Source organism: Streptomyces sp. V4I23 (genome assembly GCF_030817975.1).
Lineage (GTDB): Bacteria > Actinomycetota > Actinomycetes > Streptomycetales > Streptomycetaceae > Streptomyces.
Window position 1 is genome coordinate 5,522,240 of record NZ_JAUSZW010000004.1, and the last position, 20,364, is coordinate 5,542,603.

The window sequence follows — 20,364 nt, forward strand, 5'->3', positions numbered from 1 at the left end:
AATCGCAACCATACGCTCAACCCGTCCATGCGTTTCGTTCGGTCGTTCGGTTCCGATTGAGGGATGGAGGGTAGGTATGCGGCAAAGATGGCCAAAAGGCGTGGCGCTCTTCACGCATGGGTCACCGGGTGCTGCCTGGAGTTGCGCCGAGACGGCCCCAAACGTCACCGTTTCGGCGGTCCGTACGGCCGGGTACTTGCGCGATCCGTCCCGCCCGTGTGGACTACGGCCAATGCCACGCGTGCGCGCGTGGCCTCAAGGCATTCCCAAAGAACAAGATCAGGAGGCAAGCCGTGAGCGCGACCGCGGACCACGCGGAGACGAACCTGGCCGCAAGGCTGGGTTTCCAGCCCGACCAGGTGGTCCAGGAGATCGGCTACGACGAGGATGTCGACCAGGAGCTCCGCGAGGCCATCGAAGAGGTCACCGGCACCGAGCTCGTCGACGAGGACTACGACGACGTGGCCGATGCCGTGGTGCTCTGGTTCCGTGAGGACGACGGGGACCTGACCGATGCGCTGGTGGATGCCATCGCGTACATGGAGGAAGGCGGCCAGATCCTGCTGCTGACGCCGAAGACCGGCCGCGACGGCTACGTCGAGCCCAGCGAGATCGGCGAGGCTGCGACCACCGCGGGCCTGTCGCAGACCAAGAGCATCAGCGCCGGCAAGGACTGGGCGGGCACCCGTCTCGTGACGCCGAAGGCCGCAGCGAAGAAGCGCTAGCCGCGAAGTGGCGCCGGCCGCAGCGCCGGGTGCGATCCGACAGCATCGCGAGGCCCCCGTCGACGCCTCCCACCACCCGGTGGGAGAAGTCGGCGGGGGCCTCGCGCATGGGGCCCGCGCCGTCTGCGTAGGGTGGTCGTTCACCTGACCGGCTCACAGAAGGGATGCGTTTTCCATGGCCATCGAGGTCGGTGACAAGGCTCCGGAGTTCGAGCTCAAGGACAACCACGGGCGCACCGTCACGCTGTCCGAGTTCCGCGGCGAGAAGAACGTGGTGCTCCTCTTCTACCCGTTCGCCTTCACCGGCGTGTGCACGGGCGAGCTGTGCGCCCTGCGCGACGAGCTGCCGACGTTCGTCAACGACGACACCCAGCTCCTCGCGGTCTCCAACGACTCGATCCACACCCTGCGCGTCTTCGCCGAGCAGGAGGGCCTCGAGTACCCGCTGCTGTCCGACTTCTGGCCGCACGGCGAGACCTCCCGGGCCTACGGCGTCTTCGACGAGGAGAAGGGCTGCGCGGTGCGCGGCACCTTCATCATCGACAAGGAGGGCGTCGTGCGCTGGACCGTCGTCAACGCCCTGCCCGACGCGCGCGACCTGAACGAGTACGTCGAGGCCCTCCGCGCGCTCTGAGGCTCCCGGCGCACCGGCCGCCGCGAACCGCGGGGGTTTCCCGGGGATCGCCCGGAAATAGCACAGCGGCCGGGAACCGGTCACTAGGATCCTTTCGTTGATCCCAACAGCAACGAACGACGGGGGCGCTGCCCCTGAACATCCAATGGAGGGACTCGTGGGAGTCAGCCTCAGCAAGGGCGGCAACGTCTCGCTGACCAAGGAGGCCCCTGGCCTGACCGCCGTCACCGTCGGTCTGGGCTGGGACGTCCGCACCACCACCGGCACCGACTTCGACCTCGACGCCAGCGCCATCCTGGTCAACGCGGAGGGCAAGGTCCGCAACGACCAGGACTTCGTGTTCTTCAACAACCTCAAGAGCGCCGACGGCTCGGTCGAGCACACCGGTGACAACCTCACCGGTGAGGGCGAGGGCGACGACGAGCAGGTCAAGGTGAACCTGGCCGGCGTCCCCGCCGACGTCGACAAGATCGTCTTCCCGGTGTCGATCTACGACGCCGAGACCCGCCAGCAGTCCTTCGGCCAGGTCCGCAACGCGTTCATCCGCGTCGTGAACCAGGCCGGCGGCGCAGAGATCGCGCGGTACGACCTCTCCGAGGACGCCTCCACCGAGACGGCGATGGTCTTCGGCGAGCTCTACCGGCACGGTGCGGAGTGGAAGTTCCGCGCCGTCGGCCAGGGTTACGCCTCGGGCCTGCGCGGCATCGCGCAGGACTTCGGTGTGAACGTCTGAGCCCAGCAGTTCCCATGCCCGGCGCCGCACTCCTTCTGGTGCGGCGCCGGACGTGCCTCGCAACCAAGCCCAGCCAGGGGAGGACTCACCATCATGGGCGTCACGCTCGCCAAGGGAGGCAATGTCTCCCTCTCCAAGGCCGCACCCAATCTCACCCAGGTCCTCGTGGGGCTCGGCTGGGACGCACGCTCCACCACGGGAGCACCCTTCGACCTCGACGCCAGCGCCCTGCTCTGCCAGAACGGCCGCGTCCTCGGCGACGAGTGGTTCATCTTCTACAACCAGCTCACGAGCCCCGACGGCTCCGTCGAGCACACCGGGGACAACCTCACGGGTGAGGGCGACGGCGACGACGAGTCGCTCCTGGTGGACCTCTCCAAGGTGCCGGCCACGGTCGACAAGATCGTCTTCCCGGTCTCCATCCACGACGCCGACAACCGCGGCCAGACCTTCGGCCAGGTGAGCAACGCCTTCATCCGCGTGGTCAACCAGGCCGACGGCCAGGAGCTCGCCCGCTACGACCTCAGCGAGGACGCCTCGACGGAGACCGCGATGATCTTCGGCGAGCTCTACCGCTACGGGGGCGAGTGGAAGTTCAGGGCGGTAGGACAGGGGTACGCGTCGGGCTTGCGGGGCATCGCTCTAGACTTCGGGGTCAACGTTTCGTAAAGCCGCGTGCGGCGCGGGGGAGACCCTCCCTCGGGCATCGCCCGGGGGACCATTACACGATTGGGTAGCCAGTGGTTCTGAAAACCTTCGGCTGGTCGTTCGCCGTCACGGCGCTCGGCCTCGCATTCGCCGCCTGGCAGTGGGGCTGGGAGGCGTTCGGGATCGTACTGATCCTGTCGATCCTCGAGATCTCGCTGTCGTTCGACAACGCGGTCGTCAATGCCGGAATCCTCAAGAAGATGAACGCCTTCTGGCAGAAGATCTTCCTGACCATCGGCATTCTGATCGCCGTCTTCGGTATGCGACTGGTCTTCCCCGTCGTGATCGTCGCCATCAGCGCCAAGGTAGGACCGATCGAAGCGGTCCAGCTCGCCATGGACAACCCCGGGCGGTACGAGGACCTCGTCACCGACGCGCACGCGGCCATCGCCGCGTTCGGTGGCATGTTCCTGCTGATGATCTTCCTCGACTTCATGTTCGAGGAGCGCGAGCACAAGTGGCTGGCCTGGCTGGAGCGCCCGGTGGCCAAGCTCGGCAAGGTCGACATGCTGTCGGTCTGCATCGCGCTGATCGTCCTGATGATCACCGCCATGACCTTCGCCACCCAGGCACACACCAGTACCGGGCACGCCGACAAGTCGGCCACCGTGCTGCTGTCCGGTGTGGCGGGTCTGATCACGTACCTGGTCGTCGGCGGCCTCTCCGGCTACTTCGAGGACAAGCTCGAGGAAGAGGAGGAGCGCGAGCACGAGGAGGAGGAGCAGGCCAAGCGCGAGGGCAAGCAGGTCTCCGCGGTAGGCCTGGCCGGCAAGGCGGCGTTCTTCCTCTTCCTGTACCTCGAGGTGCTCGACGCGTCCTTCTCCTTCGACGGCGTCATCGGCGCGTTCGCCATCACCAACCACATCTTCTGGATGGCGCTGGGCCTCGGCATCGGCGCCATGTACGTCCGGTCGCTCACCGTCTACCTGGTGCGCCAGGGCACGCTGGACGACTACGTCTACCTGGAGCACGGCGCGCACTACGCGATCGGCGCGCTCGCGGTCATCCTGCTCGTCACCATCCAGCACGAGATCAGCGAGATCATCACCGGCCTCGTCGGTGTGTTCCTGATCGCCGCCTCCTTCTGGTCCTCGCTGCGGCGCAACAAGGCGCTCGCGGCGGCCGAGGGACAAGCTGACTCGGGCGACAAAGCCGGAGTGTCGTCCGGGGTGTGACACCCTCCAGGGGGAGGGAACGCTCTGAACGGGGCGGTCACGAGGTTCTCGAGCCTCGGGACCGCCCCGCGGCATGACGCGGGGACTTGGCGACCGAGTGTGGGGTGGGGCATGGCCTTCTGGGACAACCTGTTTCGGGGGAGCGCGGCGCAGTTCGATTCCGGTAGCGCCGCGACCAACTCCATAGAGCTGACCAAACGGCGCCCGACGGTCTCGCTCACCAAACAGGGCGCTGCCACCGGCAATCTGCGCGTCAACCTCTCCTGGCGCATGCGCACCTCGGACATCGAGGGGCGCTCACGCCAGGGCGGCCGGCTCCTGCGCCACCCGTTCAAGCTCTTCCAGCCCGACGTGGTCCAGGCCCACACCCAGGGCGTGGTCAACGTGGACCTGGATCTCGGCTGCCTGTACGAGCTGACGGACGGCAGCAAGGGCGTCGTCCAGCCGCTGGGCAGCTTCTTCGGCAGCCTGAACGAACCGCCGTACGTACGCCTCAGCGGCGACGACCGGTTCGGCGCCCCCTCCGGCGAGACGATCTTCGTCAACCTCGACCACCGGGACGAGATCAGGCGCCTGCTCTTCTTCGTCTACATCTACGACCAGACGCCCGCCTTCGACCGCACGCACGCGCACTGCACGCTCTACCCGAGCAACGGGCCGCGCGTGGAGATCGAGCTCGACGAGCGCGCGCCCCAGGCCCGCTCCTGCGCGGTGTTCTCCGTGGAGAACGTCAAGGGAGAGCTGGTCGTGCGCCGCGAGGTGAAGTTCGTGTACGGCTTCCAGGCAGAGCTCGACCGGCTGTACGGATGGGGGCTGCAGTGGGGCCGGGGCTACAAGAGCCGGGTCTGACGCAGGCGCCGGGCGGCCGCGCCCGGCGCCGGTGAGCACCTCGTACCGGGCCTACGGCGTACCGGGCCTACGGCGTACCGGGCCTACGGCCGCAGGAACTGCGGGCCCATCGGAGGCAGCCGGAAGTTCGGGTCGGGCGCGTGCGCGGCCAGGGGAGCGGGCTGCGGATAGCCGTATCCGGAGGCGGGCGGCGCCGTCTGCGGCGGGGGCGGGGCGGTCTGGGGGTAGCCGTACGCGGGCCGGGTCGCGTCCGACTGGGGATAGCCGTAGGCGGGCGCTGGCTGCGCCGGCAGGGGCGGGGCCGCCTGGGCCGCTGCCCCGGGCTCCGCGGAGGGCTCGGCGGACGGCTCCGCGGCCGCCTCCGCCTCGTCCACCGAGATGCCGAACGCGGTCGCGAGCCCCACGAGGCCCGTCGGGTAGCCCTGCGCCACCGCGCGGAACTTCCAGCCGTCCCCGCGCCGGTACAGCTCGCCGCAGATGATCGCCGTCTCCTCGCCGGTCTCCGGCTTCACGTCGAAGACGGCCAGCGGCTCCGCGCCGGGCGCGGCCGCGTCGTGGAGCGATATGCGCAGATCCCGTACATGCTCGAAGGTGCCGCCGTCGGAGGAGGCGGCGATCACGACCTGATCGACGGAGGTGTCCAGTGCCCCCAGGTCCGCCTCGACGGTGTCCGTCAGGTGCTCGGCGATCCGCTTCTTCGGCAGCCGGCGCACCAGACCCGAGGGATGGCGCGGCTGGTTGTAGAAGACGAAGTCCTCGTCGGAGCGCACACGGCCGTCGGCGCCGAGCAGCAGCGCCGACGCGTCCACGTCCGGCACCCCGGTGCCCGGGGTCCAGCGCAGCACGGCCCGTACGGCCGTGGCATCGAGAGGGACGTTCGAGCCCTTCAGCATCGCGTGCGTCATGCCCGTCATCCTGCCTGCCCGAGCCCGCGCGGGACAACGCGGGGCCCTGTTGCGGGCCCTTGTGCGTGCCTGTCCGGCAGGCCGGACGGCACGGGTGCGAAGCGGACGAGTTACCTGCATTTCATGCACATGGGGAACTCTCGACACCCGCGCTTACGTACTATTACCGGCCACATGTTGTCAGGGCCGTCGAGGCAGTACGGGGGATGTAGATGCGTCATTTCGGGCAGGTCCCGCCCGCGGTCCAGGCGAGACTCTTCCACCGGCAGCCGTGCGAATTCGACGCCGGCTCTCCGGCCAGGATGCTCGCCGCCGCCCTCGGCGCCACGCTCTACAGCCCGGCCACCCGCCCGCGGCTCGCCGACGACGTGGTCAAGCAGGCCGGCCGCGGCGTCGTGTCCATGGTGCTGTGCCTGGAGGACTCCATCGACGACGCGGACGTGGAGGCGGCCGAGGCCAACCTGGTCCGCCAGTTCGCCGACCTCGACGCACGCGGCGACGAACTGCCCCTGCTGTTCATCAGGGTCCGCTTCCCGGACCAGATCACCGACCTCGTGAAGCGCCTGGGACCCGCGGGACGGCTGCTGACCGGATTCGTACTCCCCAAGTTCACCGAGGAGCGCGGCGTCCCCTTCCTGGAGGCCCTCGCCACCGCCGAGGCCGCCTGCGGGCGCCGGCTGTTCGCGATGCCCGTCCTGGAGTCGCCCGAGCTGCTCTACCTGGAGAGCAGGACCGACACGCTCGTCGGCATCTCCCGCACCGTCGACAAGTACCGCGACCGCGTCCTCGCCCTGCGCCTCGGCGTCACCGACTTCTGCTCCGCGTACGGACTGCGCCGCTCGCCCGACATGACGGCGTACGACGTACGGATCGTCACCTCCGTCATCGCCGACGTGGTCAACGTGCTCGGCCGCTCCGACGGCACCGGCTTCACCATCACCGGCCCCGTGTGGGAGTACTTCCCCACCCAGGAGCGCATGTTCAAGCCCCAGCTGCGCCGCAGCCCCTTCCTCGAAGGGCGGGCCGAGGAGCTGCGCACCGCGCTCATCGAGCACGACATGGACGGCCTGCTGCGCGAGATCGAGCTCGACCGGGCCAACGGCCTGCTCGGCAAGACCTGCATCCACCCCTCCCACGTGCTGCCCGTCCACGCCCTGTCCGTGGTCAGCCACGAGGAGTACAGCGACGCCTGCGACCTCCTGCGCCCCGAGCGCGGAGGGGGCGGCGTACTGCGCTCCGCGTACACGAACAAGATGAACGAGGTGAAGCCGCACCGCGCCTGGGCGGAGCGGACGCTCCAGCGCGCCGAGGTCTTCGGCGTCGCCAAGGAGGACATCGGCTTCGTGGACCTGCTGCGGGCGGGAGTCGCGGACTCATGACGAAGGAGGAGGACGGCGTGGTGTGGTCGGGCAGCTGGGTCGCGGACCGGCTCGGAGTCGGACTCGACGGTGACGAACGGCTGCCCGAGCTGCTGGGTCTCGCCCTGCGCCGCAACCCCAAGCGGGCCCACCTGCTCGTGTCCAACGTGCTGGGCAAGCACGTGCCGCAGAACCCGCGCGTGGTCTGGCAGTGCGGGTACGACCTCGGCCGCCGCGTGCGCGAGCTGCTCGGCGACGCCGCGTCCCGCCGCGCGGTCGTCCTCGGCTACGCGGAGACCGCGACCGGCCTCGGCCACTCCGTCGCGGACGGTGTGGCCCTCGCGCCCTATCTGCACTCCACCCGGCGCCCCGTCGACGGCGTCGCCCGCGCCGGCGGGTTCGAGGAGTCCCACTCGCACGCCACCACGCACCTGCTGCTGCCGGAGGACCCGCGGCTGCTGGCGGGCGACGGCCCGCTGATCCTCGTCGACGACGAGTTCTCCACGGGTAACACCGTCCTCAACACCATCCGCGACCTGCACGAGCGCTTCCCGCGCAAGCAGTACGTGATCGTCGCGCTCGTCGACATGCGCGCCGAGGCGGACCGGCGGCGCTTCACCGCCTTCGCGGAGGAGATCGGCGCGCGCGTCGACCTCGTGTCCCTCGCCTCCGGCACCGTCCGACTGCCGGAGGGCGTCCTGGAGAAGGGCCAGGCGCTCGTCGCGGAGCACGAGCCCACGGCCCCCGCCACGAGCCCGGCCCCGGCGGCCGCCGGCCGCCTGACCCGCATCGACCTGGACTGGCCCGCCGGCGTCCCCGACGGCGGACGCCACGGCTTCACCCCCGAGCACCGGCGCGCCCTGGAGGCCGAACTGCCCGCCATGGCGCTGCGGATCGCCGACGCGCTCGGCGAGGCCTGCGGCACCGGCCGCCGCGTGCTCGTCCTCGGCTTCGAGGAGCTGATGTACGCGCCGCTGCGGATCGGCGTCGCCCTGGACCAGCACGCCGACGCCGACGTGTCCTACTCCACCACCACCCGCTCGCCGGTCCTCGCCGTCGACGACCCCGGCTACGCGATACGGACCCGGCTCGTCTTCCCGGCCCACGACGACCCCGCCGACGGCCCCGGCGAGCGCTACGCCTACAACGTGGCGGGCGGCGGCTTCGACGCCGTCGTCGCGGTGATCGACTCCACCGCCGACACCGCCGAGCTGCACGGCCCCGACGGGCTGCTCGCCCGCCTCGCGGCCCACACACCGCACGTGCTGCTCGCGGTGGTCCCCTCGTACGTCCCCCCGGCACCCCCGGCACCCGAAAGGGCCTCCATGCTGCCCGAGCCGCTCCGCGGACCCGCCTTCTCGTCCTACGCGCCCGAGGAGGTCGGCTGGCTGCTCCAGGACCTGTCGGACGTCGAACTGGAGGCGCCCACGGAGGAGCGCGAGGAGGCCATCCAGAGCGGCGGCGCGCACTACGCCGAGTCCCTGCCCGTCGAGTACCAGCCGAGCGAGGAGTACCAGGCGCTGTTCAAGGCCGCGCTCGAGACGTCCGCGGCCCGGATCGCGCGGGCCGTCGGCACCGTCACCGAGACCGTCCTCGCGGAGTTCCCCCAGCGCCTTCGGCCCGGGAGGCACTCCCAGGAGCGGCCTGGGGGGCACCCCCACGAGCCCCGCCCCGTCCTCGTGTCCCTCGCCCGCGCCGGCACGCCCGTCGGCGTCCTGATGCGCCGCTGGGCGAAGCACCGGCACGGCCTCGACCTCCCGCACTACGCCGTCTCCATCGTGCGCGGCCGGGGCATCGACGCCAACGCGCTGCGCTGGCTCGCCGCCCACCACGACCCGGCCGACGTCGTGTTCGTCGACGGCTGGACCGGCAAGGGCGCCATCACCCGCGAACTGGCCGAGGCGCTGCGCGAGTTCGACGGCTTCGACCCCGAGATCGCCGTCCTCGCCGACCCGGGCGGCTGCGTGCGCACCTACGGCACCCGCGAGGACTTCCTCATCCCCTCCGCCTGCCTCAACTCCACCGTCTCCGGCCTCATATCCCGCACCGTGCTCCGCGCGGACCTGGTGGGACCCGACGACTTCCACGGCGCGAAGTTCTACCGCGAACTGGCCTCCGCCGACGTCTCCGGCCACTTCCTCGACACCGTCGCCGCCCGCTTCGACGAGGTGACGGACGCCGTCGACGCCGACGTCAAGGAACTGCTGGCCGCCGACCGCGCCCCCACCTGGGAGGGCTGGGCGGCCGTCGAGCGGATCAGCGAGGAGTACGGCATCCACGACGTCAACCTCGTCAAGCCCGGCGTCGGCGAGACCACGCGCGTCCTGCTGCGCCGCGTCCCCTGGAAGATCCTCGCCCAGCGCGGCGCGGGCGCCGACCTCGACCACGTACGGCTGCTCGCCGAGCAGAGAGGCGTACCGGTCGAGGAGGTCGACGACCTGACCTACACCTGCGTGGGGCTGATCCACCCCAAGTACACGCGGGGCGCCACCGGCGCCGACGGCAGGGCGGTGACCGGCCAGTGAGCGTCCTCGTCGCCAGCGACCTCGACCGTACGCTGATCTACTCCAACGCGGCCCTCGCGCTGACCATGCCGGATGCGGAGGCGCCCCGGCTGCTGTGCGTCGAGGTGCACGAGCGCAAGCCCCTGTCGTACATGACCGAGACGGCGGCCGGTCTCCTCGCCCGTCTCACCGAGGACACGGTCTTCGTGCCCACGACGACCCGCACCCGCAAGCAGTACCAGCGCATCAGCCTGCCCGGTGCCGCGCCGCGGTACGCGATCTGCGCCAACGGCGGGCACCTGCTCGTCGACGGGGTCAGCGACCGCGACTGGCGCGATGCCGTCGACGTGCGGCTCGCCGACGAGTGCGCGCCGCTGGCCGAGATCCGCGCCCACCTGTCCGCCGCGTCCGACCCCACGTGGCTCAGGAAGGAACGGGTCGCGGAGGACCTGTTCGCCTACCTCGTCATCGAGCGCGCGCTGCTGCCCGAGGGCTGGCTCAAGGACCTGAGCGGCTGGGCGGAGGAACGGGGCTGGTCCGTGTCGCTCCAGGGCCGCAAGATCTACGCGGTTCCCAAGCCGCTCACCAAGAGCGCGGCGGTCCGCGAGGTGGCCCGCCGCACCGGCGCCCGCCTCACCCTGGCCGCGGGCGACTCCCTGCTCGACGCGGACCTCCTCCTGTGCGCCGACCGCGCCTGGCGCCCCGCCCACGGCGAACTGGCGGAAGCCGGCTGGACGGCCCCCCACGTGGAGGCGCTCCCCGAGGAGGGAGTGGCGGCCGGCGAGGAGATCCTGCGCCGCTTCGGGGGACACGCCCGGCTGACGGCCGGGTAGGCGTGAACGCCGGGTGCCGGCGGTGCCGGGGCTCGCAGGGGGCCGGGAGCGCGGCCCTGACGCCTGGGCCGGGAGGGCCCGTTGGCGCCAGCCGGGGCGACCGGCGTCGTGGATCGTCTCGGCGTCAGCCGCAGCAGCCGCCGCCGCAGCACCCACCGCCGCCGCCCGCGCCACCGGCGCCGGGCGCCGGTCCCGCGGACCTCGTGCCGCCCACGGCGACCGCGGACAGCAGCTTGACCGTGTCGTCGTGCCCGGCCGGGCAGCTGGCGGGAGCGGACGACTCTGCCATCGGCCGGCTCACCTCGAACGTGTCGTCGCAGGACCGGCAGCGGAATTCATAACGCGGCATGCGCTCAGGTTACCGGGGCCCCCGGAGCGGTGGCTGCGGCCGCCGCTCAGCGAGTTCACGGCGGCGCCTCGCCCGCTGTTCCCGCTCGGCCTCCTCCGGGTGGCGGGCCTTCCAGTACGGGTTGTCGTGCGGCAGGGTCGCGCTGACTCTTCCGTACATCCCGAAGAACATGAGCATCACGCCCACCACGAAGCTGAACATCACGTTCTGGATGCGGAAGGCGAGCGGGTTGAAGCTGCGGTCGAGGAGGGCGAGGTTGACGAACCCGCTGGCGATGAAGAGCACGCCGAGGACCATGTTCACGGTCGAGGCGAAGTTGCCTCCGACGACCATGCCGACGAAGAGCAGCAGCCCGACCGCGATGGACAGCACGCTCAGCGCGCCGTTGGTGTTCAGACCGGCGACGGTGTCCCCGCGGGTGTCGAAGAAGCCGATCCGGTCGATCAGCCCCAGGATGCCGAAGGCGACCAGCAGGAGACCCATGAGCCCGGCGCCGATGCGGTAGAAGCGGCTCAGCCGGTGGTCGACGGGCAGATGCTCGTCGAGCTTGATGCGGTTGCGGCGGCGGGCCCGGTCTCCGGCTCTCGGGTGCAGTACGTGTCCTGCGGCCATCACCGGCCTCCTTCGTCCGTACGCGTGCCCCGGCTTTCAGGATCCGCCCGGGTCGCGGGCCCTACAAGCCCGGGCCTCGGGGCGGGCGCGTACGTGGCCGGGCCCCTTCCGCCGCCGACCGTGGGCGAGCGCCCTCAGATCAGACGCGTCCGGTGTCGGGCCCCTTCCGCCACCGCCGGTGCCGGTCGTGGGCGAGCGCCCCGCGGATCAGACGCGCCCGGTGCCGCCGCCGCGCTCCTCGCGGATCCGCTCGACGACATGCGCGACCGCGCGCCGCACCGCCTCCGTCTCCTGCAGGAAGTGCCAGTAGTCGGGGTGGCGGCCCTCCAGCCCGGACACCGCCCGCTCCAGGCGGGCTACCGAGTCGTCCAGGGGCCGGGCGTGGCGCGGGTCCGGGGTGTTCCGCCCGGTCATGGCCAGCCGCTGGGCGTCACGGATCGCGAACCGGGTCCGTTCGATCTCCTGCTGCGGATCCTTGGCGACGGCGTTGAGCCGCTGAAGACGGCCGCCGGCCGCGGAGACGGCCTCGTCCGTGGCGTTGAGCAGGGCGCGGACCGTGCTGAGCAGGGCGGTGGCGTCGGGCCAGCGCTGCTCCTCGCGCGCCTTGGCGGCCTCCTTCAGCTTCTCCTCCGCCCGGCGGATGCCGACCGCGGCCTGCTCGGGAACGGGCTGGAGGTCCTGCCAGCACTCCGCCGAGAAACGCCGCCGCAGCTCGCTGAGGACGGGCTTCACGGAATCGGCGCGGGTGCTCAGGGCCTGGGCACGGGTGCGCAGGGACACCAGGCGCCGGTCGATCTCGGCCGCGCGCTCGGGCAGCCGCTCGGCCTCGGCCCGTACGGCCTCGGCGTCGCGCAGCACGCGGTCGGCGCGCTGGAGCGTCTCGGTCACGCCGTGCCGGCCGGCGCCCTCGTTGAGCTTGGTCAGCTCGGGGCCGAGGGCGGCGAGACGGCCGGCGAGATCGTCCGCTCTCAGTCCGGATCCGCGCACCGAATCGAGAGCATTGCTCGCCGAGAGGAGCGCCTGTCGCGCACGCTCCACGGCGGGCGCGAGCCGGGCGAGCTGCGTCTCCGCCTTGTCGAGCAGCGGCCCGAGCCCCTGCGCGAACCGGTCCAGTTCGCCCTTGACCCGTACGAGCTCGTCCTTGGCCCGGTGAAGCTCGGTACGCGCCCGTGCGGCGACCGACGCCTCCAGATCGTCCCGGTCGAGATCATGCGCGTCGACGGCGGTGATGTAGGTGTGGCTCACCTCGTCGATACGGCGCCCCAGCGAGGCGAAGTCGTCCACCGCGCGGCGGGCACCCGGCGAACTGTCCACGGCGCTGATCGTCTCGATCGAGATCCGCAGATCGCGCTGGGCGCTGTCCAGCTCGTAGAACGCGGCGGCCGCCGCGTCCTTCGCGGCCTGGGCGTCGGCCCGCTGGCTCTCGCCGCGCCCGCCGAACCAGCGCCGCGTGCCGCCCGCGGCGAAGGCCGCCGGCAGCGCGGCGGCGAGGAGCGGCAGCGGGAGCAGCACCAGCACGAGGGCGTCCCGCACGTCCCGGACGGCGCTCGCTCGCGCCTTGCGGTGCGGCCGCGCGTGTCTCGCCGTCACATGCCTCTCCCGTGCCGTGTCCGCCGTGCCCGTTCCGGTCAATACTCCCACCAGAAGGACGAACACACGGGCCTGTTAGTTCATGCTGCGCACCACGACTTTCCCGTTGTCGCTGCGTGCCGTGACGATGTGCCTGCTGTCGTCGTCGGTCGGCACGGCGATGTCCACGTCGCCGTTGCGGCTCTCGGCCCTGACGGCGTACGGAGCGCCGGAAGCGGGCAGCTCGATGTCGATGCGCCCGTTGTCGCTCACGGTCTCGACCCGCTCGGGCACGGCGCCGAGCCCGAGCCGTACGGACCCGTTGTCGGACGTGGCGGTGACGGTCCTGGAGGTGACACGCTCCGTGACGATGCTGCCGTTGTCGCTACCGAGCGTGAGAGGCCCGCTGGAGTCGCGTACAGTCACGCTGCCGTTGTCGGAGGTGATCTTCAGCGGGGTGGTGAATCCGGCGGCGGTGACGCTCCCGTTGTCGTCGACGACGGTGACGGCGACGTCACGGGGCACCTTGACGCGGTGCCGCGCCTCGCAGTCACTGGCGACGGCCTCGCAGGTCACGTCCAGTTCGGCGTCCCGTCCCGCATGCCCCCACGAGGCCGAGGGCCCGCTGCCGAACATCACCCACCCGTCGACCTGCCGGGTGACCTGCACGTCGTCGATGTCGGCGGGCACGATCTCGAGTGCGGAGTCGTCGGCGTCGATGGTCAGCGCCTTGCCCCCGAAGGCGAACGCCTTCCGCTCCACGGGTGCCCCCTGCGCATCGGCGCTCCCGCACCCACTGACCCCGAGGACGCCGACGAGAACGGCGGCGCCGGCGAGCGCGACGCGGGCAGGGCGATGACGGATGACGGACATGACGATCGTTCCCCCAGGTGGTACGGCTGATGCGCCCACGCTACGAGCCCTCCGACCAGGTCTCGATACGGCGACCCACCGCTTGGGGGGCGGGGCATGCCCCCGGGTCGCCCATGGGTTTGGAGGTGGAGGGTGTGCGCAAGGTAGGCTGTGGCCTCATCCACGGGTGCGTAGCTCAGGGGTAGAGCGCTGCTCTTACAAAGCAGATGTCGGCGGTTCGAAACCGTCCGCGCCCACCAGTGCAAAGGCCCCCAGCCGATCATGGCTGGGGGCCTTTGACATCCGCCTTGGCTGTGGCGGCGGTGGTCCCGTCTGGTCATTGACATGCTGGGCGGAGCCTTTCAGCGGCTCCCGATGTATCCAGCGCAGGGCTCCCTGATCAGCCAGGGTGTTTCTGCCGATGTCACGGCAGCCTACGAGCGCCTGTGCGCCCGAGGGTTCAGGAGTCGGCTCGTGCCCCAAGCCGCTCGGGATGTGTCTAGTCCCAGGTGATGGCTGACGTTCTGGTCCCATGAGGTTCCCCCGCAGTGCGGGAGTGGCTGACTAGTAGTGCTTGGTCAGGTTCATTCGTCGGTGGCGTGTCCCGTTGAGGGGCTGCGTCGTTGACCGGGTGTGACACCTGAGGAGTTGGATGAAGTCCGGTGCCGTCTGGAGGACTTCGCGGCGGATGTGTTCGAGCCGTTCGCGCGGGCGGATCAGCGTCGGTGGGGCGGGGTCTATCTGCGGGGACTGCTGCTGGACGGGCAGCGCAAATCGGTGGAACCGATGGCCGCCCGGCTGGGTGAGGACGGCAACCGGCAGGCCCTGGCCCACTTCATCACCACCAGCCCGTGGGAGGCGGCGCATGTCCGAGCCCGACTCGCATGGAAGATGGCTCCAGCGATTAACCCGACCGCGCTGATCATCGATGACACAGGCTTCCTCAAGGACGGTGACGCCTCGGCCTGTGTGTCTCGGCAGTACACCGGCACCGCAGGCAAGGTCACCAACTGCCAGGCGGGCGTGTCCTTGCACCTGGCCTCGGACACCGCCTCGGCGGCAATCGACTGGCGCTTGTTCCTGCCCAAGAGCTGGGATCCCGCCTCGCCGCAGGCCGACCCGGGCAAGGTGGCCCGTCGCGAGCGGTGCGGCATCCCGCCGGATGTGGGCCATGTCGAGAAGTGGCAGCTGGCCCTGGACATGATCGACGAGACCCGGTCCTGGGGCATCGATGTGCCCCTGGTCGTGGCCGACGGCGGCTACGGGGACACTGCGGCCTTCCGGCTCGGCCTGGAGGAACGCGGGCTGCACTACGTAGTGGGCAGCTCGACCACCGTCACTGCCCACCCACACGACGCGACGCTTCACATCCCGCCCCACAGTGGTCGCGGGCGCCCGCCCCAGCCGGCTTACCCCGAGGCGCCGAAGAGCGTGAAGGAGCTGATCATCGCTGCGGGGAAGCAGGCGGCCCGGCCGGTGCAGTGGCGGGAGGGCTCCCGCCCAGGCAGCGGCCGCAGCGGGTTCAAGCGGATGTACTCGCGGTTCGTGGCACTGCGGATCAGGCCCGCCGGACGCGAGATCCGCAAGGCCGTCGGGGGAGCCGAGTTGCCCGCGTGCTGGCTGCTGGCCGAATGGCCCGCCGCCGAGCCGGAGCCGGTGCAGTTCTGGCTCTCCAACCTGCCCGACGACACTCCACTCACCACGCTGGTGCGGCTGGCCAAGCTCCGCTGGCGCATCGAGCACGACTACCGCGAGATGAAGCAAGCCCTGGGCCTGGCCCACTTCGAGGGCCGCACCTGGAACGGCTGGCACCACCACGTCACCCTCGTCTCCGCCGCCCACGCCTTCTGCACGCTCCAGCGACTGGCCCGGACCCCAAAAGAGACGGCGCCGGCCTGAGCCTCTACCAGGTCGTCCGCGAGATGCAGATACTCCTCGCGGTCTGGACCGGCGCCTGCCCCACCTGTCACCGCGACATACCCACAGCGATACCAACCTGACCAAGCACTACTAGCTGGTCAGAGCGGGTTGACATGGTTTCAGGTTCACTTGTTCGGTCGCTGCCTGGTCGGCGTAGTGCTTCTCCTCGTACTCGATCGGGCTGAGGTAGCCGAGCCGTTTCTGGATGCGGCGGGGGTTGTAGAAGCCGTCGATGTACTCGAAGAGCGCGAGGTTCGCTTCGGCCCTGGTGGCGAAGACGCGGCCGCGGATGCACTCGGTCTTGATGACCATCCACAGGTTCTCCGCCAGGGCATTGTCGAACGAGTCGCCGACCGAGCCCATGGACGCCTGGATACCGGCCCTGACCAGGCGCGTTGTGAGCTTCACGGACGTGTAACCGACAACGCCAAGAGCTACCGGCTTTCGCACGACTTCCAGGCAGCCTGCCAAGCACTCGGCGCACGGCAGAAGTCCACCCGCCCCCACTGTCCGTGGACCAACGGAAAGGTCGAACGCTTCAACCGAACCATGCAGACCGAATGGGCCTACCGGAAGGTCTTCACCAGCAACGCCCAACGCGCCCGAGCACTCGCGCCCTGGCTCGAGTTCTACAACACTGGCCGCCGACACACCGCGCTCGGCGGCCAGCCACCGATCAGCCGACTGTCACCAACGTCATGACCGAGTACAGCTAGCGCTGCGGGTGGATCGGCCGGGCACAGCCGCTGACAAGACGTGCCCGCTCCTGCCGACGGCCGAAGACCCCCTCTCGAACAGGCTTCATCACGAGCCGTGCGCCCGCCGCTCGATGCGCTCCACCAGGTCGGCCGCCATCGTCTTGATGGTCTCCAGCCCCTGTTGACCCCAGGGATGCGGATCTTGGTCCACCACGCAGATCGTGCCCAGCACCATGCCCGTGTTGTCGATCAGCGGAGCGCCCAGGTAGGAGTGGATCCCAATGGCGTCGACCACGTGGTTCCCGGCAAAGCGTGGGTAGTCGCGGACATCCTCCAGCACCAGAGCCTTGCGCCGCTTGACCACATGCGGGCAGAAACCAATGTCGAAGGCACGAGGCATCACCCGGCCGGGCACGGGATCGTCGAGAAGGGGGGACTCCAGGTTCACGGTCGTGTCGGCGGCCGCGCTGTACAAGCCCGCGTAGTACTGACGGCTCTCGTCGACAAGGAAGTTGACCCCCGCGTAACACCCCCCAGTGCGCTGCGCGAGTTCACGCGCGAAGTCATCGAACTCCGGAACGGGCTTGTCCTCGATCCCCAGTTCCCGAAGCCGGCGTGTCCGCGCCTCTGCCTCAGGGTCCTCCGGAGGGAGAAGCAGATGACGCACGGCGATCGCTATCTCCCCTCCGAAGGGAGACTTGTACACCATCTCAGCCATGCGAACTCCTTGAAGTGATCAGATGCTCCACGAGGGAAAGCAGAACCCGAATACCCGAGCTGGACAGGCGGGCATCACAAAGGACCACTGGGACCTCCGGCTTGAGGTCCAGCGCCGCCCGCACCTTTTCCGGCTCATAGCGGTGCGCCCCGTCGAACTCATTGACCGCGACGACGAAGTTGATGCCTCGCGCTTCGAAGAAGTCGACCGCCGCGAAACTGTGGTCAAGCCGACGGGTGTCGGCGAGCACTATCGCACCGAGCGCACCGGCGGACATCTCGTCCCACATGAACCAAAAACGCTCCTGACCCGGCGTGCCGAACAGATAGAGCACGTGGTGGGGGCTGAGGGTGATCCGGCCGAAGTCCATCGCGACCGTGGTGGTGGCCTTGTTCTCCACCCCCTCCAACCTGTCCGTGGCAGCACTGACCTCGGTCAGCAGTTCTTCCGTGCTCAGCGGCTCAATCTCGCTCACTGCTGCCACGAAGGTGGTCTTGCCCACCCCGAAACCCCCGGCGACCAAAACCTTGATCCCCATCGGAAGGGAGTCGGCGCCGGGTGCCTCAGAGCCGTTTGAGGAGCCCATCCCGCAACGCCTCCAATAGATCTCGATCGGGGGGAGAATATGACCCCGGTGTTCCCATGTCGAAGCGCCGTGTGACGACCGCCCCACGCTCCATCAAGTCGGACAGCAGCACCTTGATCACTGCTGCCGGCATCCGCGTGTGTCCCGCGATCTCAGCCACCGTGACCGGCGTCCGGCACAGGTCAAGCACATGTCCGTGATCCAATCCGAGGTTGGTCCGCAGCACGGTACCCGTGGCCACCACCATGGTCATCAAGTCGAATTGGCAGGTGGGTCTGGTGCGTCCGTCACTGACGGTGTACGGCCGAACCAGCCGCCCCAGGGCATCATCGAGCAACGGCCTATGCGGATCGTCCGGGTCATCCGGCATCTCTCACTGCCCCGCCGGCTGACGGGGAGCGGCCCCCAGGTGGCTGCGGACGCTCTTCACCATCATGGTCATCTCGTAGCCCAGCACCGGCACATCCGCCTCGCGTCCGGCCAGCACTGCCAACAGGGCGCCCTGCCCGGCCGCGGAGACAAAAAGCATCGAGCTGCTGAGTTCGGTCACGACCTGTCGCACATCACCGCCGTCATCGAATCGCTTGCCGGCACTGCGCGCCAGAGAGTGGAGCCCGCTGGCGAGGGCCGCCAGATGATCCGCCGCGTCTTTGTCCAGTCCATCCGAGGCCATCACCAGACCGTCCGAGGACAACAGCAGTGCACTGCGCGTATGCGGTACGCGCTGCACAAGGCCGCTCAACAGCCAAGAGAGATCTTCACTCACCACAACTGCCCACTTCTCCTCAATGACGTGAAACTGCTAGGGGGCCGGGTCCGGTCGGATCTCCCCGCCGAGGGACGGGGAGGTGTCGGTTTCCTGGGAGTCCTCAGCCAGGCGGACGCCGCTCTGAAACGCGGCCATCAGGCCGGGATCGTGATCGTCTTCCTTGGGCGCCACGGCAGTTTGGGGAGACTGCCGCAATTCCGGGGCGAGGTGTTCCTGACGGCGCCGCTGGGGCAGCACGGGGGGAGCATCTCCCAGCGTGGGGGCCGCGACGGGGGCGTGTAGTGGTTCGGCCGCCGGTGCCGGATCCCGAGCGACAGACGTGTCCGGCTCAAGCGCCTGCTCCGTCGCGTCGTCGGCGTGTCCATGAGCGGCGGCAGGAGTGAGGTCCGACTGTTGTTGCTGTGCTTCCACCACGTCCGGGCCCCGGCCCAGCAGCTCGTGCGGCAGCACCACCACCGCCTGTGTACCGCCGTAGACATTGCTTTTGAGTTGGACGACGATGCCGTGCCGCCGGGCCAGGACAGAGACCACATACAGGCCGATGCGACCGTCCTGGAGCAGCTCGCCCAAGGCGATCCTCTCAGGGGAGGCGAGCAGGGCGTTCATCTGGTCCCGCTCGGTGGAGGTCATGCCCAGACCGCGGTCCTCGACCTCGATCGCCAGCCCGGCGGTGACGTGCTCCGCACGCAGCAGCACCTGGGTCTGGGGACGGGAGAACACCGTGGCGTTCTCCACCAGCTCCGCCAGCAGGTGCACCACGTCGACGACCGCGTGCCCGCTCACCGTCCCGTCCACCGGAGGCACCATCTTGACCCGCGAGTACTGCTCGATCTCGGCAGCCGCGGAACGCATCACATCGGCCATGCTGACCGGTCGGGTCCACTGGCGGTAGGAGGCGTCGCCGCCGAGCACGGCCAGATTCTCGGCGTATCGCCGGACACGCGTGGCCAGGTGGTCCACATGGAACAAGCCTTTGAGCAGGTCCGGGTTCTCGACCTCGTTCTCCAGGTCGTCCAGCAGCCCGATCTCGCGGTGCACGAGAGACTCCAGCCTTCGGGCCAGATTGGCGAAGACCTCGAAGTGCTCGCCGCCACGCTCCCGCGCCCCGAGCTCCACCGCAGTCGCCCCGGCCACGCGCTGAGCGGATGCGATCTCTTGCCCCGGCTGATCCAGCGCATCACCCGTCCGCTCGGGCAACGGGCCTGGCTGATGGCGCTGATTTTCTCCAAGCTGTTGGCCAGGCCCCATCTGCCGTCGCAACGTGGCCAGTTCGGCCTGGCTCCGTGCCGCGAACGAGCTCAACTCGATATGGCTGCGAGCCACGGCCCGCGCCTTCCCCGCGGCGATGAACGCTGCGCCCGAGAGGATCACGCAGACGAGCGACAGCGTGCCATTGAGCAGACCCCAGAAGGCGCTCTTGTCGACGTGGCCCACGCCTGCGGTGAACAGGAGAGCAGCGCCGGCGGCTCCGATGATCGCGACCAGCACGGCCGGCAACACCGCCAGAAGCACCATGTGGCGCTCAACTGCCTTGCCACGCCCGCCCATAATGTCAGGAACATGCCACGTCTGGAGGTCGGCGGGCGCTATCTCCTGATGGGCTTGAGCGGGCAACATCAGACGTTCCTGCATCACAGTCCCTGGTTGTGTATCGGCCAGCAGGCTGAAAAGTGTACGGCGCACGTTACCCCTAACGGTGCCTCACGTCACGCGTGGTGACGTCATGGGGATTGATTCAAGGTCCTCACGTCCCTGAACTGGCCCCAGTGCCGTGGCGCACTCCTGGCTGAACGTGCCAGAACGTGCCGATCCATGCCAGAACGAGCGGGCACTCACGAGCAGTGCCGACAACTCGAGGGCGGTGACA

The 20,364-nt window shown here is 69.6% G+C and carries 21 protein-coding genes, 1 tRNA gene and 1 pseudogene; 12 read left to right on the plus strand and 11 right to left on the minus strand.

The window, feature by feature from the left end:
• Positions 1–293: 293 nt before the first annotated feature.
• From QFZ82_RS27345 to QFZ82_RS27370, 6 genes are all read left to right on the plus strand, one after another.
• Positions 294–725, plus strand: coding sequence for a DUF3052 domain-containing protein (locus tag QFZ82_RS27345; protein ID WP_177149976.1), 432 nt, complete (start codon positions 294–296; stop codon positions 723–725).
• A gap of 175 nt (positions 726–900) precedes the next feature.
• Positions 901–1,359, plus strand: coding sequence for a peroxiredoxin (locus QFZ82_RS27350; RefSeq protein ID WP_307715678.1), 459 nt, complete (start codon positions 901–903; stop codon positions 1,357–1,359).
• 157 nt (positions 1,360–1,516) lie between these two features.
• Positions 1,517–2,092, plus strand: coding sequence for a TerD family protein (locus QFZ82_RS27355; protein ID WP_177149978.1), 576 nt, complete (start codon positions 1,517–1,519; stop codon positions 2,090–2,092).
• A 93-nt stretch (positions 2,093–2,185) separates the two neighbouring features.
• Entirely contained in the window at positions 2,186–2,761 is a 576-nt protein-coding gene (locus QFZ82_RS27360; RefSeq protein ID WP_177149979.1) for a TerD family protein, read from the plus strand.
• Positions 2,762–2,832: 71 nt separating this feature from the next.
• A complete protein-coding gene (locus tag QFZ82_RS27365) occupies positions 2,833–3,975 on the plus strand; it encodes a DUF475 domain-containing protein (RefSeq protein WP_307715679.1) in 1,143 nt (380 codons plus the stop codon).
• 111 nt (positions 3,976–4,086) lie between these two features.
• Entirely contained in the window at positions 4,087–4,824 is a 738-nt protein-coding gene (locus QFZ82_RS27370; protein ID WP_307715680.1) for a Tellurium resistance, read from the plus strand.
• Positions 4,825–4,907: 83 nt separating this feature from the next.
• Here the strand turns inward: QFZ82_RS27370 and QFZ82_RS27375 are convergent, their stop codons facing one another.
• A complete protein-coding gene (locus QFZ82_RS27375; protein WP_307715681.1) occupies positions 4,908–5,729 on the minus strand; it encodes a TerD family protein in 822 nt (273 codons plus the stop codon).
• Between the two features lie 212 nt (positions 5,730–5,941).
• On the opposite strand from QFZ82_RS27375, the gene QFZ82_RS27380 reads away from it, so the two are divergent.
• From QFZ82_RS27380 to QFZ82_RS27390, 3 genes are read left to right on the plus strand one after another with little or no spacing between them, the layout of a single operon-like run.
• Positions 5,942–7,108, plus strand: a complete 1,167-nt coding sequence (locus QFZ82_RS27380; RefSeq protein ID WP_307715682.1) for an HpcH/HpaI aldolase/citrate lyase family protein — start codon at positions 5,942–5,944, stop codon at positions 7,106–7,108.
• Positions 7,105–9,612: a phosphoribosyltransferase gene (locus QFZ82_RS27385; RefSeq protein ID WP_307715683.1), complete on the plus strand. Its 2,508-nt coding sequence runs from the start codon at positions 7,105–7,107 to the stop codon at positions 9,610–9,612. Before QFZ82_RS27380 ends, QFZ82_RS27385 begins: the two co-directional genes overlap by 4 nt.
• Positions 9,609–10,424, plus strand: a complete 816-nt coding sequence (locus QFZ82_RS27390; RefSeq protein ID WP_307715684.1) for an HAD family hydrolase — start codon at positions 9,609–9,611, stop codon at positions 10,422–10,424. The genes QFZ82_RS27385 and QFZ82_RS27390 overlap by 4 nt, the downstream gene beginning before the upstream one ends.
• Positions 10,425–10,548: 124 nt before the next feature.
• Here the strand turns inward: QFZ82_RS27390 and QFZ82_RS27395 are convergent, their stop codons facing one another.
• The 4 genes from QFZ82_RS27395 to QFZ82_RS27410 form a co-directional block, all read right to left on the minus strand.
• Positions 10,549–10,773: a zinc ribbon domain-containing protein gene (locus tag QFZ82_RS27395; protein WP_307715685.1), complete on the minus strand. Its 225-nt coding sequence runs from the start codon at positions 10,771–10,773 to the stop codon at positions 10,549–10,551.
• Between the two features lie 9 nt (positions 10,774–10,782).
• Positions 10,783–11,385, minus strand: a complete 603-nt coding sequence (locus tag QFZ82_RS27400) for a DUF4383 domain-containing protein (RefSeq protein WP_307715686.1) — start codon at positions 11,383–11,385, stop codon at positions 10,783–10,785.
• A gap of 207 nt (positions 11,386–11,592) precedes the next feature.
• A complete protein-coding gene (locus tag QFZ82_RS27405) occupies positions 11,593–12,975 on the minus strand; it encodes a hypothetical protein (RefSeq protein ID WP_307715687.1) in 1,383 nt (460 codons plus the stop codon).
• Between the two features lie 75 nt (positions 12,976–13,050).
• The gene (locus QFZ82_RS27410; RefSeq protein WP_307715688.1) at positions 13,051–13,827 is read right to left on the minus strand and encodes a DUF4097 family beta strand repeat-containing protein; all 777 of its coding nucleotides are present in this window, start codon (positions 13,825–13,827) and stop codon (positions 13,051–13,053) included.
• Between the two features lie 164 nt (positions 13,828–13,991).
• Here QFZ82_RS27410 and QFZ82_RS27415 point away from each other — a divergent pair.
• A tRNA-Val gene (locus QFZ82_RS27415) sits at positions 13,992–14,066 on the plus strand.
• A 373-nt stretch (positions 14,067–14,439) separates the two neighbouring features.
• Positions 14,440–15,705, plus strand: coding sequence for an IS701 family transposase (locus tag QFZ82_RS27420; RefSeq protein ID WP_307712235.1), 1,266 nt, complete (start codon positions 14,440–14,442; stop codon positions 15,703–15,705).
• 111 nt (positions 15,706–15,816) lie between these two features.
• Here QFZ82_RS27420 and QFZ82_RS27425 read toward each other — a convergent pair whose 3' ends face one another.
• Positions 15,817–16,134 carry an IS3 family transposase gene (locus tag QFZ82_RS27425; protein ID WP_307715690.1) on the minus strand — a complete coding sequence of 106 codons (318 nt, stop codon included), beginning with the start codon at positions 16,132–16,134 and terminating at the stop codon, positions 15,817–15,819.
• Between the two features lie 6 nt (positions 16,135–16,140).
• Here QFZ82_RS27425 and QFZ82_RS27430 point away from each other — a divergent pair.
• Positions 16,141–16,428 (plus strand): annotated as a pseudogene (locus QFZ82_RS27430) (integrase core domain-containing protein); the annotation flags it as partial.
• Between the two features lie 102 nt (positions 16,429–16,530).
• On the opposite strand, the gene QFZ82_RS27435 reads toward QFZ82_RS27430, so the two are convergent.
• From QFZ82_RS27435 to QFZ82_RS27455, 5 genes are read right to left on the minus strand one after another with little or no spacing between them, the layout of a single operon-like run.
• Positions 16,531–17,142 (minus strand): GAF domain-containing protein, encoded by a 612-nt coding sequence (locus QFZ82_RS27435; RefSeq protein WP_307715691.1) that lies wholly within the window; start codon positions 17,140–17,142, stop codon positions 16,531–16,533.
• Positions 17,135–17,728 carry an ATP/GTP-binding protein gene (locus QFZ82_RS27440; protein ID WP_177153609.1) on the minus strand — a complete coding sequence of 198 codons (594 nt, stop codon included), beginning with the start codon at positions 17,726–17,728 and terminating at the stop codon, positions 17,135–17,137. Before QFZ82_RS27440 ends, QFZ82_RS27435 begins: the two co-directional genes overlap by 8 nt.
• A complete protein-coding gene (locus tag QFZ82_RS27445) occupies positions 17,706–18,098 on the minus strand; it encodes a DUF742 domain-containing protein (RefSeq protein ID WP_177153608.1) in 393 nt (130 codons plus the stop codon). Before QFZ82_RS27445 ends, QFZ82_RS27440 begins: the two co-directional genes overlap by 23 nt.
• Positions 18,099–18,101: 3 nt before the next feature.
• Entirely contained in the window at positions 18,102–18,497 is a 396-nt protein-coding gene (locus QFZ82_RS27450) for a roadblock/LC7 domain-containing protein (RefSeq protein WP_177153607.1), read from the minus strand.
• Positions 18,498–18,530: 33 nt separating this feature from the next.
• The gene (locus tag QFZ82_RS27455; protein ID WP_307715692.1) at positions 18,531–20,129 is read right to left on the minus strand and encodes a sensor histidine kinase KdpD; all 1,599 of its coding nucleotides are present in this window, start codon (positions 20,127–20,129) and stop codon (positions 18,531–18,533) included.
• Between the last annotated feature and the right edge of the window lie 235 nt (positions 20,130–20,364).